Below are 22,424 nucleotides of genomic sequence, written 5' to 3'. Positions count from 1 at the left end.
ACGGCCGTGCCGGGCACCTCCACTCGGCTCCACAAGGGTCCCTTCCCTCTAGACGAGCACTGAAGGACCTTCCCGGAAAGCAGGTCCCGTTCACTCGACAGGACAAGACCTGTTCACTCGACAGGACAGGTCCCTGAGTCACCGGGCCGCGGACGAGGGCTCCGACTGCTTGGGAGCAAGCACCCGGAACAGCGGGTTCTTCAGCGCGGGAGGTTCGCTGAAGCCGCAGCCCACCTCATTGAAGGCAACGATATAGAGTGGCACTCCCTGCTGCTTCGCCGAGCCGCCCAACACCCAGCCGAGGTGGTCGATGCGGCTCATCAGCACCTTGTCTCTGTCCGTCTGGATGAAGTCCTGGAAGCGGCACTGCATCGAGAGCCCAATGGGCTGCCCCAAGCGCTCATGCTCGCTTTCCATGAAGCGCACCAGCTGCTTGAGCTCGATGTCGATCGCGGGCAGATGCGTGCGCATCTTGTGGAGCTCTTCGGACTTGCGATTGACAAAGGAGTCCGCCGATTCGACGGACGAAGAGGCCAGGTTCAGCACCAGAAAGCCCACCGCAAAGGCAAACAGGGCCGGGCGAGTGAACCGCCAGAAGCGGCTCTCCCAAGCAAGCGTGATTCCGAGGCCCAGGGGCAGCAGCACGACCGCGCTCAGGGTCATCACCAGCTTCCCATAAGCGTAGGTCTCGCCCTTCACGGCCAGATAGGCCAGGTAGGCGCCAAACCCAACGAACGTCACCAGGAGGAAGAGCAGGTCCTTTCGCGAGCGCCGGACGCAAGCGAGGATCCCCGCCCCACTCAAGAGCCCCGCGAATGGCGTCAGCACATACCCAGAAGTCCAGTACGCCTGCTTGATGCTCTCGAGCCTGGCTGTCCAGCCCTCATCCACTCCGAGGATTTCACGCGCCCAGACGGAGAGCGTGTTGGAGTAGAGCACGAAGTCGCGCAGCCCATAGGCGATGACGAGGAAGTCAGGAGACTTGTAGAACGGGAAGACGATGTACTTGCCAATGTTGTTGAGCATCTCGAAGTTCCCATAGAAGCGTCGCACCGCTGGGAACATGAGGATGACCGAGGCATTGACGTTCAGGAAAACCAGCGCCACCAGACCCACGAAGACCAGCTCGCGGATGCGCTCGCGCCGAACCTCGGCGGACCGAGCCATCACCGCCACCACCGCCCAGGCCACCGGCAACAGGAACTGGAAGGGGTAGATGCTGACGTTGAAGGCATACACGATGCCGGTGACGATCCAAAGAGACCACCGCTCGGCCTTCGCCAGCGAGGCGGAGTCACTCAAGCAGGCCATCGTCAGCAGAACGCCCCAGAACAACGAGAAGGCGAAGATGTAGTGGGCCAGGTAGCACTGCGAGAAGAGGAAGAAGATGCCGGCCGAGAAGCTGGTGAGCACCACGCCCACTCGAGCCGCCGTCAAACCCGAGCTGGAGACCGGGGCCACCATCCGGCGCAGCAGCACCCAGCTCATCCCGGGAAGCAGGAGCCAGAACACCACGCCCTGCACCGCGTACACGGAGCGCGCGTCCGACCTCAAGAGCACAGCGCTGACCGCGAGCGAGACAATCTCCGAGTAGCGAGACATCTCCTCGTGGGGCGCCACCTTCAGCATCGGCGTCCACAGGAACTTCTCGGCGAAGTTCGTGTAGTAGAAGACGTCTGTGTAGGCGTGCCCCAGATACCAGTCGCCCTCGATCAGGGCGGGGAAGAACAGAATGGCCGAGCTGAGCAGGCCCGTCGCGAGCAGGAAGGCGTTGTCGGACCGGTCCGCGGTGACGCTCTCCCTGAGGGCCCGCAGGGCAGGCAGCAGCCAGGCGCGCTGAGCCCAGAGGGCCAGGAGAATCACACCCGCGGCGATGGGCAAGCCCACCCGAAGGGGCGCAAGATAGGACAGCGAGGTCGTGAGCAGCGCGAGCAGCGAAAAGCCCACCCCTGGTGTCACCACCCACCGCTCGTGGGGAGCCAACCGCGGGAGGAGTCTCGCGCAGGCCGCAAGCCCACACAGCAAATACACCAGCAACAACAGCGCGCAGCTCGCATAGAGCCACACCGTGTGGCCCACGAACTGGCCGAGCGCGCTCAGCTGCTCCCCCGCGGAGAGCTTGACGGTGAGCGCGCCCTGGTCCGGCGCGGCTTCTCTCTCGAGCAGGACTTCATTCCCAAAGACGAGAGCCACATGGAGCGGGGAGCCCCACTGCTCGCCCTGAAAGGACAGTTGGCGCGTCCACAACGGCAACTGCGCCAGGAAGAGCCTTCGGGACGCAGGGAGCGTCAGCAACGCAGGTGTAGCCGCGGCCGGGTCGAGCGGCACGAGCTGCTCCGTCCCGTTCCACTCCACCTTCAAGGTGCCCGTGCCCTGCACGCGCAGCTGCAGCCCCGAGGTGACGCCCTGCCACTGAAGCCGGCTGCCAGGCTGCCGCGAGACGAACGCGCCAACCTGGTCAGACCAGGCAAAATCACCGTCGCCGCGGACATCTGTGTGGGGAATGACTCCCCCATGCACTGTCGGCCCTACCCACAGGCGGACTTCGGCGCTTGCGCCTGAGGCGGGGGGCAGATGCGTGAGGACCAGCCGGTTCTCCCCCACGCCCGAGGCCCGCTGCAGCGGAACAGGGACCTTGCCCTCTCCGACCGCGAGCGAGAGCGTCGGCTCCGCTCCTCCCACGGCCTCGACGGTGGCCCGAACCTGCAGCCGCAGGGCGAACCAGGCCAGGAAGACCAGATACACCGCGGCGAGCCCGAGGAGCGCACGCGGAGCCCAACCATAAGGTGGCTTCTTCTCAGGGACGTCAGACATGTGGAACCGTCGAGTCAGGCGTGGCGCGCCGTCAGGCCCGCTTGCGAACGGCGGCGAAGAGCGAAGTCCCCAAGGGCGCCAACGGGGAGAGTGCCAGGCTCACGCGCCCCAGGGCATACAGGGCATCATTCGCCACCTTCGGCAGGTCAGGGAACTCATAGCTGGCGTCCTTCTCTTGCTGGCCACCGTCCTTCCACCTGCGCACCAGCCCCATGGGGAGCATCTCTGGAAAGAGGTAGTTGAGCGCCAGCACGTCCACCGGCTGCTGCCGGATGACGGCCGCGAGCGTCGAGCGCGTGTACCTGCGGAAGTGGCCCAGCGCGGTGTCCCAAGAAGACCAGAGCAGCGGCAGCGCCGGCACCGTGATGAACAAGGTGGCGCCCACATCCATCTTCGAGACGAGCTCACGAAGGAAGGCGTGGTCGTCCTCCTGGTGCTCGAGCACGTCGAGGAGCGTCAGGTACCGCATGCCTGAATACGAGGGCCACTTCGCCCCATTGGCGCGCGCCCCATAGCGCTCGCTCAGGTGCTTCGTCAGCGACTCGAGGGGCTCGATGAAGTGGTAGCTCGCACGGGGAAACTCCGCGCTCAGGTAGTCTGCCAGAAGCCCCGCGCCCGCACCGACGTCCAGGAGCGAGAACGCCTCATTCTTGGGCAGCTGCCGGGCGATGGCGCGCCAGCGAAGCCGGTGCCAGAAAAAATCACGCGATTTCTCGATCTGGTTTTGCAGGTGCTCTTCGAGGGTCTGCTGCATGATTTCTCCTGAGATCCACGTCCAGCCTGCTCATCGACAGGCTTTGAGATTGCACGAACAAGCTGAAGAGCAGCACCACACTCCCCAGCGCCATCCCCGAGAGGATGATGCTCAACAGGAGCGTGTACGTCGCCCATCCGGGAATGGCGAGGTCCGGCCGCAGCAGCCGCGTCATCACGACGGCGAGGCCAAGCAGGATGCCCACGATGAGCACGCCCGAAAAGCCAATCATCCCTCGAATGGCGATGCGATCGGCGAAAGGCATCAGCATGCGGATGCCATGCATGACGAGCTTCAGGTACGTCATCTTCGACATGCCTGCGTACCGCGTGCCGCGCTCACAGGGCACCCGCTCGAGCTGGAGGTTCAGGCTCAGCAGGCTCGACGAGTAGCAGAGGTCAAAGTGCGGGTGGAAGATGACGTTCCGGGCCATCCACCCACGAAAGGCGGCGTAGTTGCCCGAGCGGATGAGGGTCCCCGTCAAGAGGACGAACAGGTTCTTGAAGAAGAAGTACAGAACCTTGAACGGCGGAGACTCGCGGCGCTTCGTCCGGGCCGCCAGCACGACCTTCCGACGAGAGCCCAGTTCCTGTATCAGCGGCTTCAGCAGACGCGGCAGATCCTGCGGCTGATCCTCCCCGTCCGAGTCCATCGTCACGATGAAGTCGTCGTCGTGAATCTCACTCGCCAACGTGCGAAGCCCGTACACCAGCGCGCGCTGGTGACCCAGGTTGAAAGGCACGGTGATGACACGGGTGCCGTCCAGCCGCTCGAACTCCTGCATCTGTGGGTCGACACCGCCCGTGTCGTCCACCGCCACCAGCCGCACCTCGAGCAGGTCCAGCAGCCCCTCTCGCTCGATGATGTCCAGGATGTCGCCGCGAAGCCGCCGGAGGGACTCGACGTCGAAATACACCGGGCAAATGACCCAGAGGCGTGCTCCCCCCAGGGAGGTGTGCTGCAGCAGCTCCCGCATCGTCATGGGCCGCCATCTACTACGGTTCCGTAGAGGAACCAACACAGAGTTCCCCTCGTGCGGCACGCGAAGAAACTCCGCTGGAACCGTCCCCTCTTCTGCCTCCTTCCCCGCTTGGGGAGCACCCGAGGAGCTCACTCACCGCCCGTGAACCGGACCGTGCGCGCTCTCGATTTCTGATACCCGCCGATACAGCGATGTTGCCACAACGGACTTCCAGGGGCTGCGGCATCCTGCTTGGCTCGAGAGCTACCCACAGGAGCACGCATGGAAACGAGCAATCACGCCGCCTATATCGGGTCCATCCCCGAGCACTACCACCGCGGCGCCGGACCCTTCTTCTTCGAACCGTATGCCCAGGAGCTCTCCACGCGCATCAAGGCCTTCGCACCCCAGCAAGTGCTCGAAACCGCGTGTGGCACGGGCATCCTCACTCGGCGGCTGCGTGAGGCCCTGGCAGCCGAGGCCCGGCACGTCGCTACCGACCTCAACGAGCCCATGCTCGCGCTCGCCAGACAGACGGTTGGACCAGACGCCAACGTGGAGTGGGCGCAACAGGACATGACCCGGCTCCGCTTCACTGACGGCGAGTTCGATGCCGTGGTGTGTCAGTTCGGTCTGATGTTCGTTCCAGACAAGCCCGCCGCAGCGCGCGAGGCCCGGCGCGTACTCAGGCCCGGAGGCCAGCTGCTATTGGCCACCTGGCGGTCGCTCGAGCACAACGCAGCCATACGCCTTGCTCACGAGACGGTCAGCGCCCTCTTCCCAAGCGAGCCGCCGCGCTTCTACCTGACCCAGACGGGCTACGGCGAGCCACGCGAGATGACCCAACTGCTCGCCGACGCCGGCTTCACCCACATTCATACCGAGCCCGTGCAGAAGAGGTCCGTCATCGAGAACACGCACGAGCTCGCGGTCGGGCTCATTGAGGGCTTCCCCATCGTCGACTTCATCAGGGCGCATGATCCCCTGCTGGTGTCCGTCGCGATCGGCGCACTGACGAAGGCCCTGGACAGGCACTTCGGCGAGGCCCCTGTGAAGGTCACGATCGAAGCGTTGGTGACCTCCGCGACAGCACCAGGCGCCTAAGCGAAGCCCCTCGTGCGCCACCGCGCGGCTCCACCAGGGAACACACCTGGCGGAGCCGCAGGGCCATGACGGAGCCTCGGCTACAACGGACTACGGTGCAGCGTCGCAGCCACCCGTCCGACCATCGCTGGCGGCGTAGAACGGGAAGGTCAGCGAGTCGTTCGACGGGAACGGCGTCCCGCCCGCGGCCAGGTAGTCCTCGATGCGGATCAGCCCGGAGCCATCCGGCGCATGCAGCAGATCATACGCAGTCACCTTCAGCACGTACTGGCCGGGATCCTGGGCGACCGTGCGGATGCACTGGGTGATCGAGCCATCGGCGTTCGGCGTGGTGCTCAGCACCTCGGGAGCGACGTACAGCGCGGGCCCCCCCTCCTGGGTCCAGGTGAACTCGAGCGGGTCACCATCCGGATCACGGAAGGTGGCGCAGATCACCTGGTCGGTGCACTGATAGACAAACTTGGAGTCCTCGAAGGCCACTTCAACCAGCTCCGGTGGGTGGTTGAGCGCGGAGATGACGTCGATGGCACCCCGATCCGGGCCCCAGCACTGATTGATGAGCAGGACTTCCGTCGTCTGGCCGTCGTTGACCCAGATACCGGAGGAGGAAGCCGGAGAGCAATCCTCGGAAGCCTCACCCGCGGCATCGAGCGGCTGGGTGGTCACGTCGTAGCAACCCGCGTCGAGGGTGACGAAGAGATCGGCGAAGGCGTGGGCAGACCATGAATCGAAGGGCATGTTTTCCAAGCCGGGGATGCCGCCCGGCAGGCGGATCTCCTCAAGCGGCTTGTCGATGGTGAGGCTGAAGGGCGTGAAGGGCTCGTCGGAGCACTGCCGCCGGTCGATTTTGAAGCGAATGGCGGCGACATCGGTCTCCTCATCCACACGGAGCGTGAGCGCCAGGCCGGTCTGGCCTGCGGGGTGACGGCTGAACTGCTCCTCTGGGGTCGCTGTTGGGCCGCAGGCGATGGGGCCCATCAACCCCAGCATGAGAGAGCCTAGGAATGGGAGCAGTCTGAAGCGCGGCTGCGCCCCGGCAGTATTGGCTTTCATGTGTGTTTCTCCATGGGGAGGGGACGTCTCTACGAGCGCCGCAGCACCGTGAAAGAAAGACTCACGAACCGTGGCGCCGCGCCTAGATGTGCCTTGCTTTCGGCGCGGGCAACTGGCCGCCAGCAGTTCCCCACCCGAGTCGTGTATGCATGTCCAATGAGCGATGCCCTGGGTTAAAGACAAACAAGAAAGAATGCAGCCCTCGCTGGAGTCCAGCTTTCATGATAGATTTGCCACGTCGCACCGAGCTCCCGCCCCACGTAAGCCTTTGGAGCGGACGAGCGCTCGCCTGGCAGCCGGCCCATGGCAGCACGCCCGCTCCCTCTATATGTCTCCCAGTGAACGAAGAACGAGCAGCCAAGGTGGCGCAGGCCTGCCCAGTCCCTCTACGCCGCAATGCGGCAAAGCGACTCAACAAAAGAAGTGCACAGAATGTGCGGAGTGCTCGGAGGAGCACGGTAGCATCCAGGCACCTTCTTCACCGGTGAGCGAACGAGGAGACAAGCGGATGGATAAGATCTGGCTCAAGCACTACCCGCCTGGAGTTCCTGCGGAGATCGATGACCGGCAGTACAACTCGCTGACGCACATGCTGGAGGAGTCCTTCAGCACCTTTGCCGCACGTCCTGCCTTCAAGTGCATGGGCAAGACGCTCACCTACCGTGAGATTGATACGCTGTCGCGCCAGGTTGGCGCGTGGCTGCAGTCACGAGGGCTCCCGCGCGGAGCAACCGTGGCCATCATGATGCCCAACGTGCTGCAGTACCCGGTGTGCATCGCCGCGATCCTTCGCGCGGGCTATGTCGTGGTCAACGTCAACCCGCTCTACACCCCCCGCGAGCTGGAGCACCAGCTCAAGGACAGCGGGGCCCAAGCCATCTTCATCCTGGAGAACTTCGCCGCCACCCTCCAGCGCGTGCTGGAGCGGACCTCCGTCAAGCACGTGGTGGTCGCCTCCATGGGTGACCTGCTGGGCGGCTTGAAAGGCACCCTCGTCAACTTTGTGGTGCGCAACGTCAAGAAGATGGTGCCCGCCTACTCGCTTCCTGGCGCCGTCAGCTTCAAACAGGTGGTGGCGGAGGGCAAAGCCACGTCGCTCGCCCCGGTGACCACGAAGCGTGATGACGTCGCCTTCCTCCAGTACACCGGTGGCACCACGGGCGTGGTCAAGGGCGCCACGCTCCTGCACCGCAACGTCATTGCCAATCTTTTGCAGGTCGAGGCCTGGATCCAGCCAGCCATCAAAGGCAAGCAGATTGATCAAATCAATATCGTCTGCGCGCTGCCGCTGTATCACATCTTCGCGCTCACCGTCTGCGGGCTCATGGGCATCCGCATGGGGTCCATGAACATCCTCATCCCCAACCCGCGCGACATTCCGAGCTTCATCAAGGACTTGTCCCAGCAGCCCTTCCACATCCTGCCGGCGGTCAACACGCTCTACAACGCGCTGCTCAACCACCCCGACTTCCAGAAGCTCGATTTCTCCCACCTGATGGTCTGCAACGGGGGCGGCATGGCCGTGCAGAAGGCCGTGGCGGACAAGTGGTTCTCTCTGACGCGGGTCCCGCTCATCGAGGGTTACGGCCTGTCCGAGACCTCGCCGGTGGCCACCAGCAACCCACCGATTGCCACAGAGTACTCTGGCACCATTGGCCTGCCCCTGCCGTCCACCGAGCTCGCCATCCGCGATGAGGAGGGCAAGGATCTGCCTCTGGGCCAGCCCGGCGAGATCTGCATCCGCGGCCCGCAGGTGATGGCGGGCTACTGGAACCGCCCGGACGAGACCGCCAAGGTCATGTTGCCCGACGGCTTCTTCAAGTCCGGAGACATCGGCGTCATGGACGAGCGCGGTCACGTCCGCATCGTGGACCGCAAGAAGGACATGATCCTGGTCTCCGGCTTCAACGTCTACCCCAATGAAATTGAAGGCGTGGTCGCCATGCACCCGGGCGTCCTGGAAGTGGCCGCCGTGGGCGTGCCCGACGATCACTCCGGCGAGGCCGTCAAGCTCTTCGTGGTGAAGAAGGACCCCTCCCTCACCGAGGCCCAGCTCCTGGACTTCTGCCGAGAGCAGCTCACCGGCTACAAGCGGCCCAGGCACATCGAGTTCCTCGCCGAGCTGCCCAAGAGCAACGTCGGGAAGATCCTGCGCCGCGAGCTGCGCGAGCGAAAGGTGGCCTGAGCCCCGAAGGCCCAGGCACCCGCTGGCCCTACCCCTGCCGCGGTAGGGCCGCGAGGATCTCCGCCATGCTCGAATCGAAGACGTCCCGGGGAACGAACCCCAGCACGCGCTGGGCCTTCTCCATCGAATACTGGCCGCGGAAGGACAGGAAGCTGGGGGCCTGCTCTGGCGGAACGGAGGGCAGCGGGCCTGTGGCGAAGGCGTCGATGTACCGGTGAACGGGGATGTCCCCGTCGATGAGGGTGAACGCCTGCCCGACCGCCGCGTCCACGCGGAGCGCCAGGACGACGGCCTCCGTCAGGCTGCCGATGTGGAGGTACCCCAGCCTGCCCTTTCCGCCCTCCACCTGGGGGAACTTACCCGCTCGGATGAGGGCGGGGAGCTGCGTGCCCCAGGTGGACGTGGGATGCACGCCCAGAATGGCCCCAGGGCGGAGGATGACGGTCCGCAAGCCCCGGGCCGCCGCGGCCTCCACGGCCCGCTCGGCCTCGGCCTTGGTGACCGCGTAGGCCGTGCCCGTGCTCACCCGGGGCGAGTCCTCGGCCACAGTGTTCTCACCTCGGAGCTCGTACACGGCGATGGTGGAGATGTACACGAAGCGCTCGCAGCCCGCGGCGAGCGCGGCCGTGGTCAGGCGCTGGGTGAACTCCGTGTTCACCTGCCGCGCCTCGGTGAAGTCATCCGAGCCTGTCGCCGCGCAATGAACCACCCACCGGGCGCCGCGCACGGCGGCGTCCAGCGTGGCCCCGTCGGTCAGCTCACCCAGGACGACCTCCGCCCCCATCCGCTCCAGCTCCTTCCCGGCCTCGGGACGACGGACCCAAGCCCTGACCCGAAGCCCCTCCGCGAGCAGCCGCTGGGTGACATACGTTCCCACGAATCCATTGGCCCCCGTGACGAGGGCGGTCGAGCCTTTCAGTTCCATGCGGGAGAGATTAGCGCGCCCCGCCAGAGCCCACCCACGCGCCCGCGAAGAGCACCCGCGGAGGTGTCGTGTGCAGCGCATCTCCGCCCAGGCCCGTGACCTTTACAAAGCGTTACACGTGCACGACCCAACGAAGACGGAATGCACCCCCCGGGTCGAACTACGAAGAGCCGCGGAAGCACCTCGTGCAGTCCCCTCATCCCGCACCGCAGCCGCGGTCTCCGTGAGCCTCCCATGAAAAACAGACATCCCCTTCGACTCTCCCTGATGTGCGCCTGGACCCTCCTCGCCGCCGGTTGTTCGCCTGACCTCGCCCCGGGGGCTGAGGACGCGGACAGCGCGACCCCTGGCACCACCACCGCCGCACTGCTCGAGCTGGACCTGCGCACGAAAGGTGCCGCCTGCAACGGCACGACGAACGACCTCCCCGCCTTCATCTCGGCTTTCAAGTCCCTGGCGAGCGCGGGCGGAGGAACACTGCTCGTCCCCGCCGGGAACTGCCTCGTGAAGACGACGACCACGAACGAGATGCTGACCATCCCCGCGAACGTCACGGTGCGCGGAGTCGCCGGAGCCTCGCGCATCACCCTGGAGGCCGACAGCGACCGCCCGGAGCGGGTCCGCGCGCTCTTCAACATCGCGAACCGGGACATCACGCTCCAGGACCTGGAACTGGTCCGCAACCAGGCCCCGGAACTGGCCCGCGAGACGAAGCGCACCAGCGCCCTCATCATCCTGCGCCCCTCGTCGAACTTCACGATGCGGCGCGTGGTGCTCGATGGCCAGCAGACCGAGGAGCAGCTCGCGAAAGAGCTCGTGGCGCATGGGGTGATGTTCGCATCGGGCGGCGAGGGCGCGCTGCACCGCAACATCCGCATGGAGCAGTGCACCGTCCGCAACCTGGTGTATGGCCTGTTCCAGGCCAGTAATACCTATACCAACGTCTCCGGTATCGTCGTGAACCAGAGCACGTTCGAGGGGAACTTCAAGGACGACCTCGAGTTCAACGCGCCGAAAGCAGACATGGCCGACGTCGAGGTCTCCGACAGCACCTTCCGCGACAACCGCAGGGTTGGATATGGCGCGGGCTTCGGCATCGGGCTCGCGAACGTGCAGGGCGCGGTGATTCGCGGCAACAGCTTCGACAACTACCGCTACGAGCCCATCCACATCGAGGACCGGAGCAGCAAGGTCCTCGTGGAGGGAAACACCTTCACGCGCAGCTACACGGCCGTGCATGCGGATACGACCTGGCGCAGCCACATCTTCATCATCAACAACTCGCACGATGTCACCGTCCGCGGCAACCACTTCGACATGAGCGCCAATACCCAGCCCATCCAGGCCATCTACGCGTCTCCTGGGGGCTCCATCTACCCTCCGTACGGCCTCCGGATCGAGCAGAACACGTTCGTGCTCGGAACCCACGGACAGAGGTTCCTGTTCTCGGAGGTCAAGGATGTCGTCCTGAACGACAACCCTGTCTACGTCAGTGACATGCCGTGGCTCTCCCAGACGAACGGCGTGGGCCCCGCCGAGCGGGACCGGAGCAACGGAGATCGGGGCGCGACGGACGGACACACCCTCTCGCTGGCGGGGGTGAAATACGCCAAGGGCGTGGGGGTCCACGCGGCCTCGGAGATCGTCATCCACCTGGGCGGCCAGTACTCGCGCTTCAAGTCCCACATCGGCGTGGACGACTCGATGGGCAGCGCGGGCACGGTGGTGTTCTCCGTCATCGACGAGCAAGGCAATGTGCTGTTCCAGAGCGGTACGCTGAAGGGCACGAGCGCGACGCAGGTGGTGGACGTGGACGTCGTGGACAAGCAGCAGCTCCGGCTGCTCGTGGGGAACGCGGGCGATGGCGGCACCTGCGACCACGGAGACTGGGCGGGCGCGCGTCTGGATTGAGCCTGGGAAGGCCCCTCTTGCTACGATGTGACCAGTGTCCGGGTGCAGCCGCACCCGGAGTGCTGGGGGCGTTTCTTGGGATTGTTCGAAGGCGTGTTGGTGCTGGCGGCACACCTGGTCGTGCTGCTCGGGCTACTCGTGGGGGGATGGCAGCTGGTGATGCTGAGCCTGGCCTACCGGCAGGTTCGCAAGGCGCGTCTGGCCGTCCATGACTTCCTGCGCCCCGTGGAGGGAGAGTCCCCGCCACCGGAGGCCCGGCCCTATGTCGCCACAACCCATGAGGTCTTCGCCAGGCTGGGCTGGAGCTTCGACGGCCTCTTCCAGAAGGTGCCGGAGGGAACGCTCCCGCAGGCCGACTTCTCCCTGTGGCTCTCGCCGGACCGCACAACGCTGGGCATCGTGGTGGCCACTCGCGCGGCGAAGGACCCTGTCGAGCGCACGGTGCTGGTGAGCCAGGACGCCAACGGCACAGTCCTGACGACGAACGACTATCCAGGGACGGGTGAACAGCTGGGTAAAGCCTCGGCGATGGCCACGCTGCTCCACGCGGCGCCAGCCGAGCTCCAGACCTTCCACCAGCAGCGGCTGCAGGTCGAGGCCCACCTCCCCTTGCGCACCTGGCAACCCGGGCAGGTCTTCGAGGCCCTGCGAGAGCTGAGCACCCGCTCCGTGGAGCGCTGGGTGAGCACCGGGGATGCCCAATGGAAGCCAGCGGCCCCCGGAGAGTATGGCTACACGCGCAAGGGGGCATGGCGTTACGCGCGACAGGTTGTGCGCTCGGTCAACGAGGTGGGTGCGAGCCAACGGGAGCGCTTGAAGCTGCCGAGGCTGGGCTCGCCTGGCGCGAATACAGAGCAGACCGGCCCCCTGCCTAAACCTCGCGCGCGGCCGTCCTGGGCGAACAAGGTCTTCAACGGGGTGGGAGTCGCCGTGTGTCTGTGGCTCGCGGTGGGCTACTGGCGCGAGAAGCCTCGAGAGCAGCCGAGGGAAGCGCGAGGGGTGGGCACCATCGCCCTGGGGGATGAGGTGGACGCGGCCCTCGTTGCGCCAGCCTTCGCGGACGGACAGCGGGCGGTGCTGGAGGGCATAGGCGAGGTGACGCTGCGCCAGCAGTTGCTGGGGGAGCTGCGGCTGACCTCCGGGCGGCTCGTGGCCTCGGATGCCTTCTCATTGGACTCGTCGCCCTTCGCCGTGGCGCTCCCCGCCAGGACGCATCCCGTCTTCCTCACGATTGCGGAGGGGAACGGGCAGCAGGTGCCTACCTTTGCGCGGCTCCAGGTGTCGGAGCGCCCGGTGATCCACTGGCGTGCGGCGGGAGCTTATGCGGTGGACTCGGGGACGGCGTCGTTCCGCGACGCCGAGGTGGAAGAGACCCTGGACAGGCAGATGGGGCTCGCTGGGAAGCACCCTCTGCTACCGAAGGTCCAGGCACTCCTCGAGGCCAACTCGGGGGGACTGGTGGAGCTGGCTCCCGCGCCGGCGGCCAACGTGGCGGTGTTCAGCTCCGCTTTCAGTGATGGGGTGTACCCCACCTGGTTCGGGCTGGACGCTGACGGGCGTGTCGCCAGCGTTGTCACGCGCTTCGCCGAGCCTCGGCTCGTTCCGTAGCGACTCCCGGGACCGCGCTAATACGAGCAGGCGGGGAACGCCCATTCACGGGCGTAAGAGTCCCCCGCGCGCAGCGCGCTCCGTAGCGACGTGGATGGCTCGTCAGCGGCGAAGGCCTGCGTCGAGCTGGTAAAAGAGCTTGTCCAGCCGACCGCGACCAGCGCCGCGAGCCGGCATCCGCCGCAGAACCTCGCGAACGACCGGCGAGGCGTGCTCAATCGCCCATCGGAGCTCCTCGTCACCGACGCTGGGATCGTCGCCCGCCGCGAGCTCGCGGGCCCGCGCCCCGTACACAGCAGGCCCAAGGACGTGTTTCGCCTGGTGAGGGGTTGCCAATGCGTGGAGGTAAGCGGTTGCCGCTGCGAGGCCCGCGGCGCGAGCGGCGGCTGTGGCTGCCGGATTGCCGGCCTCGCGTGCGGCTGCGTAAGCCGTCCAGGCAACGGAGCGCAGCTGCGCTGTCCGCTTCCCCCCGCGCGCGAAGGCCCGGATACCCTCGATTGCCTCGCGCGGACGGGTGTCAGAGGGAGCCTGCGCCTCGAACAGCGGCAGCACCCGCTCGGCGCAATCAGCAGCCCAAAGTCCGACGAAGCGGCGGTCTTCGTCACTCAGCGTCATCCGACTGGTTTCGCGATCCATCCTTCGCCTCCCTCACGTGGTGGGCACCACCCGGAAGCCTGCCTCAAAACGAACCGCGGGGAACCACCAAAGCGGATGCCCGCGAGTTCGACACGACACCTGCCAGCCCTGGCTCTTCGCCGCCTCGCCTGGTCGCATGCACCAGAAGCTGTGCATGCACCCGGAGTTTGTCTCGGAACTTCTGGCGACCTACCTAGAACCCACCCCACGCAGGAAGGGCCGGGCCGCGACGTGGCCCCCATACCCGAGACAAGCGGCTCCGCGCGGCTTCCCTTCCGGCAAGCGCCGATGTCGCCGTGGGGCCCTCGGGCTGCAACTGCAGCCGGATCCCCCTGGCAATGAGATGGGTTGTGCCGTCCACCTGCTCGAAGCGCACGACCTCACCCAGTCCTCGACCCAGGCCGAGCACCACGGCCAATCCGTCCCCTTCCGGCTTCAACAGACTGACCGCCGAGCCGGATTCATACATGGGGCTGAAGAGCCGAAGGACCAGGAGGTCTCCCTCGGTGCTGAGCTCGGCCTGCTCAATCACTTCCCGAGGTGACCCCTGAGGCAGGACGTAGCGGCCGAGCCGGCCATGCCAGGACTCCGGCAGCGGGGACAGGGAGATCCGCTCCCCCTGCAACTGGCGACCGAAGAGGCCAAAGTGGCCCGCCAGCACGAGATGGCCTTCGATCTCCTCGAAGTAGAGCCACATGTTGGAGTCACCAAGTGCCGCCTTGAAGTACCCCTGCTCGTGTGGCTCCAGCGCCAGACGCATCCCCTGAACGGTGACGTTCAGCATGCCATTCTCGAGGCCTACGACCATCGGGCCCACCTGGGTGGCGTAGACACCTTCCAACGCACGGAGCTCCTCCTCGGAACGTTGGACCGGCTGCACCGCGGGCTCCTCCGGGAACGGCGCCAATTCCTGTCCGCTCTTGAGCTCGAAGGCGCGCGCGAGCGCGTAATGGGCGATCTCCCCCACCAGTCCGTCCGCGTTCTCGGAGTTGGAGAGCACCACCACGCCCAGCCCGTGCTCCGGCAGCAGGGACAGATAGGAACGGAAGTATTGGGTCGCGCCATCGTGCTCGACCATCCGCACTGTCTGGCCATTTTTCAGGGGGAGATCATACAGATACCAGGGAAGACCGATGCGGTTGTCCAGGTCCAGAGGCCTGCCCACATTCTGCTGCCTCCACATCTCCTGGAGGGAGGCGGGCCGCAGCACGCTCCCACCGCCGAACCGGCCATCCGCCAGCAGCATGCGGATGAACTTGCTCAGATCCTCCACCGAGCTGCGGAGCGCGCCGGCGGGTGCGTAGCTCTCCAGCAGATTGACCGGGTAGTCGCTGGCGGGCAACGCGCCGTAGCCCATCGCCATCTTCGAAGCGACCTGGGCGTCCAGCCGGAAGGAGGAGTCGGTCATCTCCAGAGGGCCCAGGATGTATTGGTTCATGTAGGCCGTGAACTCCATCCCCGAGACGGTCTCGATCGCCCGGCCGAGGACCGCGAAGCCTCCATTGGAATAGGCCCAGAGCTTGTCCGGCGGGTTGGCCAGAGAGTCCTCCCGTAGGTACGCCACGCGCTCAGCCAAGGTGAGCGGTGTCTGAGCGTAGGCGCCCACGAGCTGCTGTTCGGGAATCCCCGCGTGGTGGGTCAGGAGGTTGCGAGGGGTGACGGGGCCGGCGTTGGAGAACCGTGACTGGATGGAGAAGCCTGGGATGAGCTGCTCGATAGGCTGGTCCAGCGCAATGCGCTCCTGCTCCACCAGTTGCATGATGGCGGCGCCCGTGAAGACCTTGGCGATCGAGCCGGCCTCGTAGACGGTCTGGGGGGTGGCGGGCGTCTGCTCCGCCACGTTGGCGAAGCCGAAGCCTTGCGACCACACCACGTCCTGGCCGTCCACCAGCGCGATGCTCATTCCGGCGACGTTGGCCTGCGCCATGACGTTGTTGATCAACGGGCCAAGCTCCGCCTTCAGCGCGGTGTAGTCCACCTTAGGTGGCGCAGGTGGGGTGCCACCGCGGTCGTCGCAGGCCGAGCCGAGCACGCCGAGCCCAAGCAGTGCCGTGCAGAAATAGAGCGCCTGCCGGCGTGAAAAGGGGTGTTTGCGATTCATGACAATCTCCCATGTCCCGTGGGTACTTGCTGGAACGGGAGGACTGTCTCTGAATGGCGTGTGGGAAACCGTAGGCCGTGTGTCGTTCAAAGGTCACGGAATGTCACTGGCGGTGAGTAGAGAACCGGAAACCGAGCCCCCTCTGACATTCTGGCCTGGGGGGCTGGTCCGACGAGCACCGAACCTGGGATGATCCACTCACGCACCACCCAACAGCCCCCTGGGGGTTCCCATGCGCACGCTACTGTGGACCGTCGTTCTTCTTGGAGCTTCCCGGCTCGTCCTCGGATGCGAGCAGCGGCCGGAGCTCCAGACCTCCACATCGGAGACGCAACGCCCCCTGAATCAGCGGCTCCTGCTCGCGCAACCGTCCCGGGCCATCCAGGACCGTTACGTCATCGTCCTCGAGGAGGAGAAGGGGCTCGCGAGTCCCCCGGAGGACACCCGGAAGCGCATCTCGGCCCTCGCGGGGGCCCATGGCGCCCAGGTACGTCGCACCTACACCCACGCCCTGAAGGGCTTCACGGCTGCCCTGTCGGAGGAGGCCGCGCGGCGCATGAGCACGGATCCCCGCGTGCGCTACATCGAGCAGGATCGTCTCTTCCGCCAGTCGGGCACGCAGAACGGCGCCATCTGGGGCCTGGATCGCATCGACCAGAGGGACCTGCCGCTCAACGGCACCTACACCTACGAGTACACGGGCGCCGGGGTGCACGCGTACATCGTCGACACCGGAGTGCTCTCCACCCATGTTGAGTTCAGTGGCCGGATGCGGCCCGGGTTCGACTCCATCGGGGACGGGCTCGGCACGGAAGACTGCCGGGGGCACGGAACCCACGTGGCCGGCACCGTGGGCGGCAGCACCGTGGGCGTCGCCAAGAACGTGCTGCTCCATCCGGTGCGCGTCCTCAGCTGCGAGGGCGAGGGGACCCTGGAGCAGGTGCTCGCCGGCATTGACTGGATTGCCGCCCATCACGAGAAGCCAGCGGTCGCCAACCTGAGCCTCGGCGGCGAGGCGACCCAGTCTCTGGATGACGCAGTGGCGGCCACCATCGCCGCGGGCGTCACCTTCGTGGTCGCCGCGGGCAACGAAGGCTGGGATGCATGCTTCACCTCCCCGGCCCGCACGCCGCAAGCCCTCACCGTCGGCGCGACGGACGAGACCGACACGCGAGCCTGGTTCTCTAACTTTGGCTCCTGCGTGGACCTCTTCGCACCGGGCCAGGGCATCCTGTCGGCCTGGTTCACGGGTGATACGGATACGGAGATCGCCGACGGCACCTCCATGGCGACCCCCCACGTTGCCGGTGCAGTCGCCCTCTACCTGGAGGGGCACCCCACGGCAGCACCCCCCGAGGTCGTCGAGGAGATCCTCGCCCGCTCGGTCCCCGAGCGCATCACCGAGCCTGGACTCGGCTCGCCGAACCGACTGCTGCACTCGGCCTGCATGGGGAAGACCGACGCGGTGCGCCCCCGCGTTTCACTCACCGCGCCCGCAGGCGGTGTCACGCTCAGTGGAAATGTGACCCTCACGGCCACGGCATCCGATGACGTGGGCATCACCCGGGTGGACTTCTATGTCGATGGCCGCACCATCGGCTCCGACGCGACAGCCCCCTACTCGCTCATCTGGGACAGCAGGGAGCACAACAACGGCAGCGCCACCTTCACCGTACGCGCTTTCGATAACGGCTGTAACAGCGCGGCCAGCTCGGTCGAGGTGACACTCGACAACCCGGGCATCGCAAGCCACGACCCGGTGCTGGGCGCCCCGCGCTGCAGCACCCTGAGCAGCCAGTGCGACTCAATGGAGCTCCTCGCGGGCAGAGGCCTCACCTTCGGTCCCGAGCAGCACACCCCCAACACCCTGGGCGGCTCCTGCGTGGACGGTGAGGAGGGAGTCTATGGTGTGTATCAATTCGACCCCTCCCTGGAGCGGCTCAAGGTCTCGCGAGCGGATGGAACCCCGTTCGCCCCCGGCAAGGAGGTGAAGCTCGAGGCCAGCTTTTGGGCGAGCCTCGAGCCCTCCAACGAGCAACTGGATCTGTTCTACGCAACGGATGCGAGCGCACCGTCGTGGACGTACCTCACCACCTTGAGCCCGTTCGCCAGCGGCTATCAGACGCTGTCGGTCACGTACCTGCTGCCCTCGGGCTCCCTGCAGGCGGTGCGCGGCGTCTACCGGACCTACGGCATGCCCATGCCCTGCTCACCCGGTGGGCTGGACGACCACGATGATCTGGTGTTCCCCGTGGGAACGGACGTGGACAACACCCCGCCCTCTGCCTCCCTCACCGCTCCGGCTGCTGGCGCTACCCTCAAGGGCACCGTCACCCTCTCCGCCTCAGCCTCCGACAACTTCGGCGTGGCCCGTGTCGACTTCTACGACGGCTCCTCCCTGCTCGGCTCTGACTCCTCCCCACCCTTCACCGTCGCTTGGAACACCCGCACCGTTCCCAACGGCGCCCACTCCCTGTCCGTTATCGCCTTTGACGCAGTGGGGCTCTCCTCGTCCGCGGCCTCCGCAGTGAACGTGACCGTTGATAACGATTGGAGTGCCCCCTCGGTGTCTCTCACCGCTCCGGCTGCCGGCGCCGTCCTCAAGGGGAACGTCACCCTCTCCGCCTCTGCCTCTGACAACGTGGGCGTCTCCAAGGTGGAGTTCTACGACGGCTCTTCCCTGCTCGGCTCCGACTCCTCCTCCCCCTATTCCTTCACCTGGAATAGCCGCAACAGCCCCAATGGCCCTCATTCCCTGACCGCCAGGGCCTTGGACGCTGCCGGCAACAGCGCCACCTCGGCCGCTGTCACCGTCACCACCGACAACGACTTCACCCCTCCCACCGTCTCCCTTTCCGCCCCCTTCGAGGGCGACACCCTCACCGGCTCCGTCTCCTTCTCCGCCACCGCCTCCGATGATAGGGCCCTGGCTCGGGTGGAGTTCCTCGCCGGCACGACTGTCGTCTGCACCGACTCCTCTTCCCCTTACTCTTGCAGCTACAACACCCACGGCCTCCCCAATGGCCCTCGCGCCCTCTCCGCCAGGGCCGTGGACTCCGCTGGCAACACCGCCCTCTCCTCCCCCGTCAACGTCACCCTCGACAACGACCTGACGGCCCCCTCCTCCTCCATCACCTCTCCCTCCGCCGGCTCCATCCTCAACGGCACCGTCCTCATCGAGGCCTCCGCCTCCGATGACCGGGGCACCGTCTCCAAGGTTGAGTTCTACCTGGGCTCCACCCTCCTGGGCTCCGACGCCGAGGCCCCCTTCTCCTTCTCCTGGGACTCCTCCACCCGCGTCAACGGCGCCTACACCCTCAAAGCCCGCGCCATCGACCCCTCCGGCAACTCTGCCTACAGCCCCACCGTCTCCATCACCCTCATCCACCCTGGCACCGCCGAGTACGACACCACGCTCGGCGTGCCCCGGTGCGCGGAGGTGTCGCATCGCTGCGACACCACGACGCTCGTGAAGGGCAGAGCCAACCTCGGCCCCGAGCCCCACCAGCCCAACACGCTGCGAGGCTCCTGCTTGGACGGCACGACGGGCGCATTCCACTCCAGCCCTTCGATTGATCAACTCCTGGTCTCGAGTGTGGATGGAACCCCCTTTGCTCCGGGCAAGGAGGTGAAGGTCGATGTCACGCTCTGGGTGACCTCCACCAGCAATGAGCGGCTGGACCTGTTCTACGCCCGGGACGCGAACGCGCCGTCGTGGACGTACCTCACCACGTTGACCCCCACCGCAACCGGCGCACGAACCCTCTCGACCACGTACCTGCTGCCCTCGGGAGCCCTGCAGGCTCTGCGCGCCGTGTACCGCAGTGGAGGGAGCACCGCCGCGTGCTCCACGGGCACGCTGGACGATCACGATGATCTGGTGTTCCCCGTGGGAACGGACGTGGACAACACCCCGCCCTCCGCCGCCCTCACCGCTCCGGCTGCTGGCGCTACCCTCAAGGGCACCGTCACCCTCTCCGCCTCAGCCTCCGACAACTTCGGCGTGGCCCGCGTCAACTTCTACGACGGCTCCACCCTGCTCGGCTCTGACTCCTCCGCCCCCTACTCCTTCTCCTGGGACACGCGCACCGTCTCCAACGGCGCGCACTCCCTGTCCGTTGTCGCCATCGACGCAGTGGGGCTCTCCTCGTCCGCGGCCTCCGCAGTGAACGTGACCGTTGATAACGATTGGAGTGCCCCCTCGGTGTCTCTCACCGCTCCGGCTGCCGGCGCCGTCCTCAAGGGGAACGTCACCCTCTCCGCCTCTGCCTCTGACAACGTGGGCGTCTCCAAGGTGGAGTTCTACGACGGCTCCTCCCTGCTCGGCTCCGACTCCTCCTCCCCCTATTCCTTCACTTGGAATAGCCGCAACAGTGCCAATGGCCCTCATTCCCTGACCGCCAGGGCCTTGGACGCGGCCGGCAACAGCACCACCTCAGCCGCTGTCACCGTCACCACCGACAACGACTTCACCCCTCCCACTGTCTCTCTCACCGCCCCCTTCGAGGGCGACACCCTCACCGGCTCCGTCTCCTTCTCCGCCACCGCTTCCGATGACAGGGCCCTGGCTCGGGTGGAGTTCCTCGCCGGCACGACTGTCGTCTGCACCGACTCCTCTTCCCCTTACTCCTGCAGCTACAACACCCGCGGCCTCCCCAATGGCCCTCGCGCCCTCTCCGCCAGGGCCGTGGACTCCGCCGGCAACACCGCCCTCTCCTCCCCCGTCAACGTCACCCTCGACAACGACCTGACGGCCCCCTCCTCCTCCATCACCTCTCCCTCCGCCGGCTCCATCCTCAACGGCACCGTCCTCATCGAGGCCTCCGCCTCCGATGACCGGGGCACCGTCTCCAAGGTTGAGTTCTACTTAGGCTCCACCCTCCTGGGCTCCGACACCGAGGCCCCCTTCTCCCTCTCCTGGGACTCCTCCACCCGCTCCAACGGCTCCTACACCCTCAAAGTCCGCGCCATCGACCCCTCCGGCAACTCTGCCTACAGCTCCACCATCTCCATCACGGTGAGCAATTGACACCTGCGCGCGAGTAGCCCGCATTGACAACGGGTGGTGGCGACCTTAGACAGCGCCCATGAAGCTGCTGTCCTGGTGGTTCCGCATTCCGTTTTGGCAGCGCGTCCTGGGAAGCTTCGTGCTCGGCGCCCTCGTGGGCTGGGCCATGGGCGAAGCGGCAGGGCCCTGGTTGCAGCCGCTGGGCACGCTGTACGTCAACCTCATCCGGATGATCGCCACACCGCTGGTGTTCTTCGCGGTCATCCATGCGGTGTCGGCGCTGCACGGGCAGAAGAGCGTGGCGGCACTGGGCGGCAAGACGTTCCTCTGGTTCGCCGTCACCGCGGCGCTGGCGGTGGGCATCGGCCTGGGCACCGCCGTCCTGCTTCGCCCGGGACTCGGCGTGGGCACGCTCATGATGGCCGAGGGCTACAAGCCGCGCGAGGTGCCGGGGCCGGTGCAGGTGATACTGGGCGTGGTACCGACCAACCCCTTCGCCGCACTGGCGGAGGGGAAGATCCTCCAGGTCATCTTCTTCGCCGGCCTGCTGGGCTTCGCGCTGGTCAAGCTCGGAGAGAAGACGGCGCGGCTGCGCACGTTGGTGGGTGAGGCCAGCGAGGCGATGATCCAGGTCACCCGCTTCGTACTGGAGCTGACCCCGCTTGGAACCTTTGGGCTCATCGCCGCCCTGGTGGGCACCTACGGCTTCGAGCGCCTCCTGCCACTGGGCCGATTCGTGCTCGCGTTGTACGTGGCCTGCGCGCTGCACATCGTGTTCGTCTACGGCGGCCTGCTGCTGGCACACGGGCTCAATCCGCTGCGCTTCTTCCGGGGTGCGGCGCCTGGGATGCAGGTGGCCTTCGTCAGCTCGTCCAGCTTCGCGTCCATGCCCGTGGCCCTGCGCAGCATCACGCACAACCTCGGGGTGAACCGCGACTACGCCTCCTTCGCGGTGCCGCTGGGCGCCAGCATCAAGATGGACGGCTGCGGCGCCATCTACCCTGCCCTCGCCTCCCTCTTCGTCGCGCAGTACTTCGGCCTGGACCTGTCCGCCTCGCAGTACTTCATCATCCTGCTGGCCTCGGTGCTCGGCAGCTTCGGCACCGCGGGCGTGCCGGGGACGGCGGTGGTGATGGCCACGGTGGTGCTCAGCTCCGCCGGCCTGCCGCTGGAGGGGCTCGGCTACCTGATCGCCATCGACCGCATCCTGGACATGATGCGCACGATGACCAACGTCACCGGCCAGATGCTGGTGCCAGTCCTGGTAGCTCGAGAGGAAGGCTTGCTCGACGAGGCCGTGTACAACCGGGCCTCCAGCAACGTTGGGCTGGAGGAGTCGCCCTGAAAGCCGTCCTCGCTCCAAG

Annotated in this window: 13 protein-coding genes; 6 read left to right on the top strand and 7 right to left on the bottom strand. The window is 66.2% G+C overall.

Translation table 11 applies throughout. The features are described from left to right. Nucleotides 1-138: 138 nt before the first annotated feature. Genes F0U60_RS17790 through F0U60_RS17780 form a run of 3 tightly spaced genes read right to left on the bottom strand, consistent with a single transcriptional unit; the run spans nt 139 to nt 4,550 of the window. Nucleotides 139-2,814 carry a hypothetical protein gene (locus tag F0U60_RS17790; protein WP_395821292.1) on the bottom strand — a complete coding sequence of 892 codons (2,676 nt, stop codon included), beginning with the start codon at nt 2,812-2,814 and terminating at the stop codon, nt 139-141. A gap of 31 nt (nt 2,815-2,845) precedes the next feature. Next, entirely contained in the window at nt 2,846-3,568 is a 723-nt protein-coding gene (locus tag F0U60_RS17785) for a methyltransferase domain-containing protein (RefSeq protein ID WP_395821289.1), read from the bottom strand. Next, a complete protein-coding gene (locus F0U60_RS17780) occupies nt 3,516-4,550 on the bottom strand; it encodes a glycosyltransferase (RefSeq protein ID WP_395821286.1) in 1,035 nt (344 codons plus the stop codon). The genes F0U60_RS17785 and F0U60_RS17780 overlap by 53 nt, the downstream gene beginning before the upstream one ends. A gap of 261 nt (nt 4,551-4,811) precedes the next feature. Between F0U60_RS17780 and F0U60_RS17775 the strand changes: the two genes are divergently transcribed. Then, nucleotides 4,812-5,633, top strand: coding sequence for a class I SAM-dependent methyltransferase (locus F0U60_RS17775; RefSeq protein WP_395821283.1), 822 nt, complete (start codon nt 4,812-4,814; stop codon nt 5,631-5,633). A 90-nt stretch (nt 5,634-5,723) separates the two neighbouring features. On the opposite strand, the gene F0U60_RS17770 is transcribed toward F0U60_RS17775, so the two are convergent. Then, nucleotides 5,724-6,686: a hypothetical protein gene (locus F0U60_RS17770; RefSeq protein ID WP_395821281.1), complete on the bottom strand. Its 963-nt coding sequence runs from the start codon at nt 6,684-6,686 to the stop codon at nt 5,724-5,726. 508 nt (nt 6,687-7,194) lie between these two features. Between F0U60_RS17770 and F0U60_RS17765 the strand changes: the two genes are divergently transcribed. Next, nucleotides 7,195-8,871 carry a long-chain fatty acid--CoA ligase gene (locus tag F0U60_RS17765; RefSeq protein ID WP_395821278.1) on the top strand — a complete coding sequence of 559 codons (1,677 nt, stop codon included), beginning with the start codon at nt 7,195-7,197 and terminating at the stop codon, nt 8,869-8,871. Between the two features lie 28 nt (nt 8,872-8,899). On the opposite strand, the gene F0U60_RS17760 is transcribed toward F0U60_RS17765, so the two are convergent. Further along, a complete protein-coding gene (locus F0U60_RS17760; protein ID WP_395821275.1) occupies nt 8,900-9,796 on the bottom strand; it encodes an NAD-dependent epimerase/dehydratase family protein in 897 nt (298 codons plus the stop codon). 234 nt (nt 9,797-10,030) lie between these two features. Between F0U60_RS17760 and F0U60_RS17755 the strand changes: the two genes are divergently transcribed. Both F0U60_RS17755 and F0U60_RS17750 read left to right on the top strand, forming a co-directional pair. Continuing rightward, the gene (locus F0U60_RS17755) at nt 10,031-11,707 is read left to right on the top strand and encodes an NPCBM/NEW2 domain-containing protein (protein ID WP_395821272.1); all 1,677 of its coding nucleotides are present in this window, start codon (nt 10,031-10,033) and stop codon (nt 11,705-11,707) included. A 75-nt stretch (nt 11,708-11,782) separates the two neighbouring features. Beyond that, nucleotides 11,783-13,315, top strand: coding sequence for a DUF4241 domain-containing protein (locus F0U60_RS17750; protein ID WP_395821269.1), 1,533 nt, complete (start codon nt 11,783-11,785; stop codon nt 13,313-13,315). A 102-nt stretch (nt 13,316-13,417) separates the two neighbouring features. Here the strand turns inward: F0U60_RS17750 and F0U60_RS17745 are convergent, their stop codons facing one another. After that, the gene (locus F0U60_RS17745; RefSeq protein ID WP_395821266.1) at nt 13,418-13,951 is read right to left on the bottom strand and encodes a putative immunity protein; all 534 of its coding nucleotides are present in this window, start codon (nt 13,949-13,951) and stop codon (nt 13,418-13,420) included. Nucleotides 13,952-14,144: 193 nt separating this feature from the next. Then, nucleotides 14,145-16,052 carry a serine hydrolase domain-containing protein gene (locus F0U60_RS17740; protein WP_395821263.1) on the bottom strand — a complete coding sequence of 636 codons (1,908 nt, stop codon included), beginning with the start codon at nt 16,050-16,052 and terminating at the stop codon, nt 14,145-14,147. Between the two features lie 232 nt (nt 16,053-16,284). Between F0U60_RS17740 and F0U60_RS17735 the strand changes: the two genes are divergently transcribed. Both F0U60_RS17735 and F0U60_RS17730 read left to right on the top strand, forming a co-directional pair. Further along, complete coding sequence (locus tag F0U60_RS17735) at nt 16,285-21,081, top strand: Ig-like domain-containing protein (RefSeq protein ID WP_395821260.1); 4,797 nt, start codon at nt 16,285-16,287, stop codon at nt 21,079-21,081. 58 nt (nt 21,082-21,139) lie between these two features. Beyond that, entirely contained in the window at nt 21,140-22,405 is a 1,266-nt protein-coding gene (locus F0U60_RS17730) for a dicarboxylate/amino acid:cation symporter (protein ID WP_395821256.1), read from the top strand. Nucleotides 22,406-22,424 lie beyond the last annotated feature (19 nt).

The sequence above is a fragment of the Archangium minus genome (genome assembly GCF_044360475.1).
GTDB lineage: Bacteria > Myxococcota > Myxococcia > Myxococcales > Myxococcaceae > Archangium > Archangium minus.
Note: the sequence above shows the minus strand (reverse complement) of the source record. Positions and strands in the feature narration are given on the sequence as shown.

What these genes read in the sequence shown, in the direction of transcription:
- F0U60_RS17790 (WP_395821292.1), bottom strand. Translation starts at nt 2,814, where the DNA reads ATGTCTGACGTCCCTGAGAAGAAGCCACCTTATGGTTGGGCTCCGCGT.
- F0U60_RS17770 (WP_395821281.1), bottom strand. Translation starts at nt 6,686, where the DNA reads ATGAAAGCCAATACTGCCGGGGCGCAGCCGCGCTTCAGACTGCTCCCA.
- F0U60_RS17780 (WP_395821286.1), bottom strand. Translation starts at nt 4,550, where the DNA reads ATGACGATGCGGGAGCTGCTGCAGCACACCTCCCTGGGGGGAGCACGC.
- F0U60_RS17785 (WP_395821289.1), bottom strand. Translation starts at nt 3,568, where the DNA reads ATGCAGCAGACCCTCGAAGAGCACCTGCAAAACCAGATCGAGAAATCG.
- F0U60_RS17745 (WP_395821266.1), bottom strand. Translation starts at nt 13,951, where the DNA reads ATGGATCGCGAAACCAGTCGGATGACGCTGAGTGACGAAGACCGCCGC.
- F0U60_RS17775 (WP_395821283.1), top strand. Translation starts at nt 4,812, where the DNA reads ATGGAAACGAGCAATCACGCCGCCTATATCGGGTCCATCCCCGAGCAC.
- F0U60_RS17765 (WP_395821278.1), top strand. Translation starts at nt 7,195, where the DNA reads ATGGATAAGATCTGGCTCAAGCACTACCCGCCTGGAGTTCCTGCGGAG.
- F0U60_RS17740 (WP_395821263.1), bottom strand. Translation starts at nt 16,052, where the DNA reads ATGAATCGCAAACACCCCTTTTCACGCCGGCAGGCGCTCTATTTCTGC.
- F0U60_RS17755 (WP_395821272.1), top strand. Translation starts at nt 10,031, where the DNA reads ATGAAAAACAGACATCCCCTTCGACTCTCCCTGATGTGCGCCTGGACC.
- F0U60_RS17735 (WP_395821260.1), top strand. Translation starts at nt 16,285, where the DNA reads ATGCGCACGCTACTGTGGACCGTCGTTCTTCTTGGAGCTTCCCGGCTC.
- F0U60_RS17730 (WP_395821256.1), top strand. Translation starts at nt 21,140, where the DNA reads ATGAAGCTGCTGTCCTGGTGGTTCCGCATTCCGTTTTGGCAGCGCGTC.
- F0U60_RS17760 (WP_395821275.1), bottom strand. Translation starts at nt 9,796, where the DNA reads ATGGAACTGAAAGGCTCGACCGCCCTCGTCACGGGGGCCAATGGATTC.